This window comes from Aeromonas sp. s6 (genome assembly GCF_040907815.1).
Taxonomy (GTDB): domain Bacteria; phylum Pseudomonadota; class Gammaproteobacteria; order Enterobacterales; family Aeromonadaceae; genus Aeromonas; species Aeromonas caviae.
Genome location: NZ_JBFOCN010000042.1, coordinates 24,947 through 32,369 on the forward strand (window position 1 = coordinate 24,947; position 7,423 = coordinate 32,369).

Below are 7,423 nucleotides of genomic sequence, written 5' to 3' on the forward strand. Positions count from 1 at the left end.
CCGGCCCGTGTTGATGCGCACTGTGCCGTGACGTCACCGGCCCGGTCTGGTTAAAAAGACCGGTATCAACTCCCTCAGGTGCCACGTCCGGCAGCAACCTATGGCAGAGCCCCCAGGGGCTGGAAATGGGCCTCCTTCGGGAGCACCGCAACCTGGGCGGTTAGCTGCCCCGGCACGGCAGTATCCTGGCCAAGGGGCATCTGCACCGCCCGCACGCTGCCGCCCCAGAAACTCGCCACCAGTATCAAGGCCCCGACCAGCCCGTATTTGATCCAGGATTTCATCCTCTTGCTCCCCTCTCGTTGGCCCTTGCCACTCCTGTGGCAAGCAGGCCCATTTATCAGTGGACAGAAGATAGGGGGGATTTGTGAGGAAAAAATGAGGTTGTGTGAAGCCAAGGTGAAGATGGTGAAAATAGCCTCTTCTCTCCATGTTTGTATGAAGAGCAATCTGCAGGCATCTCTCTCACCGTATCTTTATTCGGACGGAAAAAGTGGAAATCAATATCCCGACAAAGCCGCTAATCGGAACAAAATACCGCCCCACCCTCTCTAAATAATACAAGATCACAAAAAATCATAACAACGCAGCACTTTAATTTTAAAAAAACAAAAGTTGACCCAAACGAGCCACCGCAATAATATTGTGAACACTAATCCACATCCCTACCTGTATTTTTACAACTAGTTATCAATACCCATTTATCAAAGGTGGTTTATGTCTTTTTTAACACCCGCAGAAAATTTACCACTTCTTAGATTTGATGACCTAGTAATCAGAACCGCTACGTTAGATGATATGAACAGTATCTATACAATGGGTTATGATGCTTGGGGAGATGGATTAGAACTCAACAAGTATTTGTTTTCCTGTAATAATTCTGAAAAATATAAAAAAGGAACTTGGTATATTCTTGAAGAACGCAATTGTATTTTAAGTTCTATTATATGTTATTCACTACCTTCCATTTATGACATTTCAACCATAGGTATAGGGTCTCTATCTACAGTTTCTGATAAAAGGCGAAATGGCTTTGCCAGAATACTATTAGACGCAGTAAAAAAGAGTATTGCAACCAATTTAAAACAAGAGCATTTATTCTTTACTCCGATATTAACCCTGACTACTACAAGGTATCGGGATTCGAACCTTTACCAGGTTTTCTTCAAAAGAAAAAAGATACTACATGTATGGTTAATTGTAATGACATCGACATGAAAACAATAATTAAAAACTTTAGAAAAAACGCTCTATTATATTTCTAGCACCCACTGTTTTGTAGAGTTGTACCATAACTAACATAAGGAAATGAAAAATTAGTCCGCATACCGCCACGCAGCAAATCATGGCAAAACCGGCAGCATACTTTGGATATCAGTGGCTTCTCGGCCACTACCTGTTCGCGATCGTCCGAATACGCTTCGCTATTCGAACCTACAACACAGATAGCGGCCCCTCACCCTGGCCCTCTCCCGAGGGAGAGGGGATGACCCGTGCCAATACCAAGCCACTCATATTCACCCGCACCACAGAGCCAACGCATAATCAGCGGAGCCTGTTTGCTCCCTTCTCCCACTCTTGATCACAAACAAGGGGAGAAGGGTCGGGGATGAGGGGGAGGTAACAATAAGCCACATCATGTAGGGTCGATTAGCGCAGCGTAATCGTCCGCATACCGCCGCGTACCGAGTCATAGCAAGACCGGCAGGAAACTCCGGATGTCAGCGGCTTCTCGGCCCCCATTCGCGATCGTCCGAATATACTTCGTCATTCAGATCTACAGCCCTTTTGAGGTAGACTACGCGATTATATATCCAAAGCTACTTTAACAAATAAAACTAAAATACGACTTTATTAAAAATAATTAATATGAGGAGAACAAAGTGCTCAATGTAAAGTATTATGAAACATATTATTTCTGTAACGTAATATCAAATATTCTAATGGAGCAAGACTCATATTTACGTGACCTTCATAACTTTCATGGCGATGGTAATATACTAAATATGCTGCAACCATTTAGAAAGCACTCTGTTTTTCATGACTTTCTAGAGTTTGTAATAGATGATGTCACTTGGGATAACACCTATGATATAGATTTGGAGGAACGACAACAGTTAATAAAAAACAATGCTCATCTTCCAATAATAAATAAACATTTAAAATGGGATATTTTGCCTATTGAACTGGCGTTGACATTTCATGGATTGGAATACGAAAGCTTCTCAAGTTTTCTGCATGAAAGAGACAAGAAATTCACGACATGCGATAAAGATGATATTTATGATTATCTTCTTGAACTAAGGCTTAATGGAAATTTTGAACAACTCATTGAGCATACATCAAAAGAAGTATTCCATGTTCTATTTCAAAATCGTGTGTTAATGCTTGTGTTTAACACAATGATGGCAAATGCTTTGGAACGTGAACATACTGTTGAGTCAAAATCAGATGATCTGATAAGGAAAAATGGCAAGCTAAAAAGGAAAAACATTCCAAGCTGGGTTAGAAAAGCCGTTTATTTTAGAGATAGAGGACGCTGTGTACTCTGTAACAAAGATCTTTCAGGCACATTAAACTTGGATAATGTAGCGAACTATGACCATATTGTACCTTTGTCAAACTTTGGTTTTAATGACATATCAAATATGCAATTACTATGTAAAGAATGCAATCAAAACGATAAGCATGGTGGTGATGCAACCACATCAAGTTTTTATCACTCTTGGTATTAAAAAACGTCATTCCATATAACACATGCACTTTACCAAGAATAATCTTAGAAAGCATGAATAAAAATGCATCAAAGATATTTCAAGAAACGTGCATAATATAAATCGTTTTCCCACAACCAATTTCAAAAATTAAAAACCACCCACCATATAGTGAGTGGCTTTATTATCGTTATGAGCGGACAATCCGCGCTATCTAGTCCTACTGGTAATCACCCTCACCCCAACGGCGGCGTACGTGGCGGCACCATCCGCTTGCTGCCGGTGGACTCGAAGGCCGAGGCGACGCGCAGCAGGTTGTTGTCATCATAGGCGCGACCGGCGAAGGTCAGCCCCACCGGCATACCGATATCGGCCATCACCCCCATGGGGACGGTGACGGTCGGCACGCCGAGGTGACGAATGGCGAGGTTGCCGTTGGCAACCCAGATGCCGTTGCTCCAGGCGATATCGGCGGAGGCCGGATTCACATCCGCGTCAGCCGGGGCGACGTCGGCGACGGTGGGGAACAGCACGGCGTCGAGCTTGAGCCCGTCCATCCAGTCCTCGAGATCCAGCTTGCGAGTCTTCTCCAGACCGCGCAGGCCGTCCGGCACTGTGGGGATCTCGTCAAAGCGCTTGATGCCGCGCTTGGCCATATTGACGTACTCGTCCATGCCCGCCGCCAGATCGCCCTCGCGATTCGGCAGGGTGCCCGGATCGTGGGGGAAGATCTTCGGCCCATCGACATCGGCCAGCTTGTTGAGCTTGGGATCGCCGTTGGCACGCAGGAAGTCGTCGAACGCCCAGCCGGAGAGCTCCCACAGCTCGTCGTTGAGAAACTCCGGGCTCACGATGCCGCGATTGAACACGGTCGGCGCGCCGGGTCGGTCCCCTTCGCAGTTGGAGACCAGCGGGAAGTCCACTTCGATGACTTCTGCGCCAGCGGCTTCCAGCGCCTTGCGCGCATCTTCCCAGAGGGCGATCACGGTCTCGCGGGTATGGATGCGCTGACCGGTCGGGCCGCCGATACCGGGGTTGTCGCTGGTGCCGGCCAGTTCATCCTTGTTGATAAACATGCGCGGCACACCGAGGCGCTTGCCTTTGAGGGCATCGGGCTTGGCAGCCAGCTCCAGATAGGAAGCCGGACGCACTTCGGAGGCTTTGGGCAGCTTGACCCAGGGCTGCATGCGCCACAGATCACCGCGAGTGTCGGCATCGTCGGCGACGACTACATCGAGCACTTCCAGCAGATCGGCCATGGTGCGGGCGTAGGGCACGACGACATCCATGGTCGGGGTCAGGGGCCAGTTGCCGCGCACCGAAATCACGCCACGGGACGGGGTGTAGGCACACAGGCCGTTGTTGGACGCAGGACCCCGGCCGCTCGACCAGGTCTCTTCCGCCAGACCGAAGGCGGCGAAGCTGGCGGCGGTGGCAGTGCCGGCCCCGTTGGAGGAGCCGGAGGCAAAGGGCGCGGTCAGGTAGTCGGCGTTGTAGGGGCTCTCAGCGCGACCATAGACGCCGCGCTGCATGCCGCCATTGGCCATGGGCGGCATATTGGTCTTGCCAAGGCAGATGGCGCCGGCGGCGCGCAGGCGCTCAACGGTAAAGGCATCGCGCTGGGCCACCAGATCCTTGAAGGCCGGGCTACCGGAGGCGGCGGTCAGCCCCTTGACCAGATAGCTGTCTTTGGCGGTGTAGGGGATGCCGTCGAGCGGCCCCAGGGTTTCCCCACGGGCGCGGCGCGCATCGGAAGCTTGCGCCTCTTTCAGGGCATCGGGGTTGGGCACCACGACGGCATTGAGGCGGGTTGGTGTCTCGGGGCCGTCATAGGCGGCGATCCGGGCCTGATAGGCCTCGACCAGTTCGACCGCGGTGGTGCGGCCTGATTCGAGCGCAGCACGCAGCTCGACAATGGAAACCTCGGTCACTTCGATCATGGGGATCTCCTGTAAAAGGGTGACTGTTTGTCATGATGATCGCCGCATCGGCGCCTGCGGCCATCACGTTATCAAGAGATAAAACCCCACGGCGTGGGGTTTTGAATACCAACCTTGGCTGGCTTGGAACAGGTTCTTACTTGCCAGAAGGAATTTGCTGGGTAATGCAGTGGATATTGCCACCGCCCAGCAGGATCTCGCGGGCCGGTACGCCGACGACCTTATGCTCCGGGAAGATCTCTTCCAGAATGCGCTGGGCTTCGCCGTCGGTGGCGGCATCCAGCAGCGGGTAGACGATGCGATCGTTGGTGATAAGGAAGTTCACGTAGGAACCGGCCAGACGGCCTTCTGCCTCGCGCGGCACACCGCTGCCGCTCTCGACGCCGGCAGACTCTTCCTCTGTGCAGTAGAGCGGGCCCGGCTGGGGCAGCTTCCACACTTTCAGCTTGCGACCCTTGGCGTCGACCGCCGCTTCCAGCACCTGGAGGGCGGCCAGGGAGCGGGCGTACTGGGGATCTGTCTCATCATCGGTCCAGTGCAGGGCCACTTCACCCGGGCGCACGAAGCAGCACATGTTGTCGATGTGGCCGTCGGTCTCGTCCATGTAGACCCCTTCGTCCAGCCAGATAAAACTGGTGACACCCAGATAGTCGCGCAGGTGAGCTTCGATCTGCTCTTTGGTCAGGTGCGGGTTGCGGTTTTCGTTGAGCAGGCACTCGGCGGTGGTCAGGCAGGTGCCTTCGCCATCCACATGGATGGAGCCCCCTTCCAGAATGAGCGGCGCGTCGTAACGACCCATGCCGTGCTGTTCCAGCATCCGGGCAGCGACCTCTTCATCCTGGTTCCACGGGTAGTAGAGACCCCCCTTGTGACCGCCCCAGGCGTTGAAGCCCCAATCCACCCCACGGCACTCGCCTGCGGCGTTGGTGACGATGGTGGGGCCAGTGTCGCGGGCCCAGCAGTCATCGCTGGCCATCTCAACCAGGGTAACGTGGGCGGGCATGATGCCACGGGCCTGCTCCATAAACTGGGCCGGCACCCCCATAAAGACCGGCGTCGCGCCACCGATGGCATCCGCCACCTTGGCGAAGGTGGCCTGGGCGAAGCGACCGGCTTCCCGCCAGTTGTCCGGGCGGAACGGCCAGATCATCCAGACGGCCTGCTGGTGAGCCCACTCGGCGGGCATGGTGAAGCCGTCGGCGGCCGGCGTGGTGTTCATGGTCTTGATGCTCATCGCAAGGCTCCTTGCATGGATTGAGGCCCCCGATTTGCCTGGGAACCCTGAAAAAAATAAGAGTGGGTCGCAGTGTAAGAAGTTGCGCGCCCATCCATCAAATGAATAGGATTAATTGTCCCATAAACACGGCGAATAATCCCCCCATGAAACTGCACCAGCTCGACCTCAATCTGCTGCTCGCCTTTGACGCCCTGATGACGCAAGGGAGCGTGACCCGCGCCGCCGAATCGCTCTTTATCAGCCAGCCCGCCATGAGCCACTCCCTCGGCCGGTTGCGGGCCTTTCTCGGCGACCCGCTGCTGGTGCGCACGCCCCAGGGGATGTTGCCGACTCCCCGGGCCCAGCGCCTGCATCTGGGGGTGCAGCAGGCGCTGCGGCTGCTGGAGCAGCAGCTCTGGGAGGAGGACGAGTTCGCGCCGCGCCAGTCGAAGCGCCGCTTCGTACTCTGCACCACGGATTACGTGGAGTGCGTGCTGATCCCGCCCCTTATCCAGCGCCTCAGGAAGCTGGCCCCCGGCGTCACCATCGAGATCCGCATCCTGCGCGATACCCTGCCCGAAGCCGAGCTGGCGAGCGGCGAGATAGATCTCGTGCTGGGGTTTGACGAGTACATGCAGGTGCCGGGGTATCTGGGCAAGGAGACCTGGCTCACCGAACCCCTGGCCGGGCTGGTGCGTGCCACCCTGGAGCTGGAGGAGGAGCGCATCACCCTCGACCAGCTAATCGAGATGCCCCATGTGTTCCACTCGCCGCTCGGCACCTCGGAGGCGAGCCTCGACCGCTATTTGCAGAGCCTGGGCCATAGCCGCACCATCTCGGTCAACAGCCAGAGCTATATGTCCGCCGCCGCCATCGTGAGCCAGAGCGATCACCTCTTGGTACTGCCCAGCATGGTGGCCGAGCTGCTCGCCAGCCACTGGCCGCTGAAAAGCCTGCCCCTGCCCGACGACGTGCCGGACTATCACCTCAACTGCGTCTGGCACCCGGTCCACGCCCAGCAACCGGCGTTGACCTGGTTGAAGGCGTTGATGAAGGATCTGGTGAATCCGGGCTAAGCGGCAGCGGCTGGCATACCAAAGCACCATGCGCAGCAGCCGGCCCAGGTGTGGCTCAAGCATCTGATGAAAGAGCTGGTGACTCCTGAAAAACCCGACGGCGTGTGACTCCCCCCCTCATCCCCAACCCTTCTCCCGCAAGGGGAGAAGGGAGCGGATCTGCGCCACTGGCAGCATCGCAAACAACCTGTCTGCTAAATAACTGATCCCAATAGTGCTACACCTTCGCTGTACCATAGCCATTCCCCGGGAAAGGAGACACGGTATCCATGAAGTGTTTCACTCGGGCCAGCAGGCTGGCCATTCCTCTGCATTGATGATTGCGCGTGATGGTTTCATGTAACTTGTGCCACAGCCGTTCGATGTGATTAACCCAAGGGCTGTAAACTGGCTGGAACACCAGGCAGAACTTGGGGTTCTTCTTCAACCATCGCTCGGTCTGTTTGCTTTTGTGAATGATGTAGTTATCGAGGATCA

7 protein-coding genes are annotated in these 7,423 nt (G+C 54.4%); 3 read left to right on the forward strand and 4 right to left on the reverse strand.

Going from position 1 to position 7,423, the window contains the following annotated elements:
- Positions 1 to 98: 98 nt before the first annotated feature.
- On the reverse strand, positions 99 to 284 hold the full coding sequence (locus tag AB5Y50_RS06210; protein WP_045523422.1) for a hypothetical protein: 186 nt from the start codon (positions 282 to 284) through the stop codon (positions 99 to 101).
- A 433-nt stretch (positions 285 to 717) separates the two neighbouring features.
- Between AB5Y50_RS06210 and AB5Y50_RS06215 the strand changes: the two genes are divergently transcribed.
- Positions 718 to 1,218 (forward strand): hypothetical protein, encoded by a 501-nt coding sequence (locus tag AB5Y50_RS06215; RefSeq protein ID WP_125117098.1) that lies wholly within the window; start codon positions 718 to 720, stop codon positions 1,216 to 1,218.
- A 665-nt stretch (positions 1,219 to 1,883) separates the two neighbouring features.
- The gene (locus AB5Y50_RS06220; protein WP_080988540.1) at positions 1,884 to 2,735 is read left to right on the forward strand and encodes an HNH endonuclease; all 852 of its coding nucleotides are present in this window, start codon (positions 1,884 to 1,886) and stop codon (positions 2,733 to 2,735) included.
- A 215-nt stretch (positions 2,736 to 2,950) separates the two neighbouring features.
- Here the strand turns inward: AB5Y50_RS06220 and AB5Y50_RS06225 are convergent, their stop codons facing one another.
- Complete coding sequence (locus tag AB5Y50_RS06225; RefSeq protein WP_045523418.1) at positions 2,951 to 4,654, reverse strand: amidase; 1,704 nt, start codon at positions 4,652 to 4,654, stop codon at positions 2,951 to 2,953.
- Positions 4,655 to 4,790: 136 nt separating this feature from the next.
- Positions 4,791 to 5,888, reverse strand: a complete 1,098-nt coding sequence (gene aguA / locus AB5Y50_RS06230; protein WP_049635914.1) for an agmatine deiminase — start codon at positions 5,886 to 5,888, stop codon at positions 4,791 to 4,793.
- 146 nt (positions 5,889 to 6,034) lie between these two features.
- Here aguA and AB5Y50_RS06235 point away from each other — a divergent pair, with 146 nt between their 5' ends.
- Positions 6,035 to 6,946 (forward strand): LysR family transcriptional regulator, encoded by a 912-nt coding sequence (locus tag AB5Y50_RS06235; RefSeq protein ID WP_049635915.1) that lies wholly within the window; start codon positions 6,035 to 6,037, stop codon positions 6,944 to 6,946.
- A 217-nt stretch (positions 6,947 to 7,163) separates the two neighbouring features.
- Here AB5Y50_RS06235 and AB5Y50_RS06240 read toward each other — a convergent pair.
- A partial coding sequence (locus tag AB5Y50_RS06240; RefSeq protein ID WP_368162465.1) for a transposase occupies positions 7,164 to 7,423 on the reverse strand: 260 nt, incomplete at its 5' end.

What these genes read in the sequence shown, in the direction of transcription:
- AB5Y50_RS06210 (WP_045523422.1), bottom strand. Translation starts at nt 284, where the DNA reads ATGAAATCCTGGATCAAATACGGGCTGGTCGGGGCCTTGATACTGGTG.
- AB5Y50_RS06215 (WP_125117098.1), top strand. Translation starts at nt 718, where the DNA reads ATGTCTTTTTTAACACCCGCAGAAAATTTACCACTTCTTAGATTTGAT.
- AB5Y50_RS06235 (WP_049635915.1), top strand. Translation starts at nt 6,035, where the DNA reads ATGAAACTGCACCAGCTCGACCTCAATCTGCTGCTCGCCTTTGACGCC.
- AB5Y50_RS06225 (WP_045523418.1), bottom strand. Translation starts at nt 4,654, where the DNA reads ATGATCGAAGTGACCGAGGTTTCCATTGTCGAGCTGCGTGCTGCGCTC.
- aguA (WP_049635914.1), bottom strand. Translation starts at nt 5,888, where the DNA reads ATGAGCATCAAGACCATGAACACCACGCCGGCCGCCGACGGCTTCACC.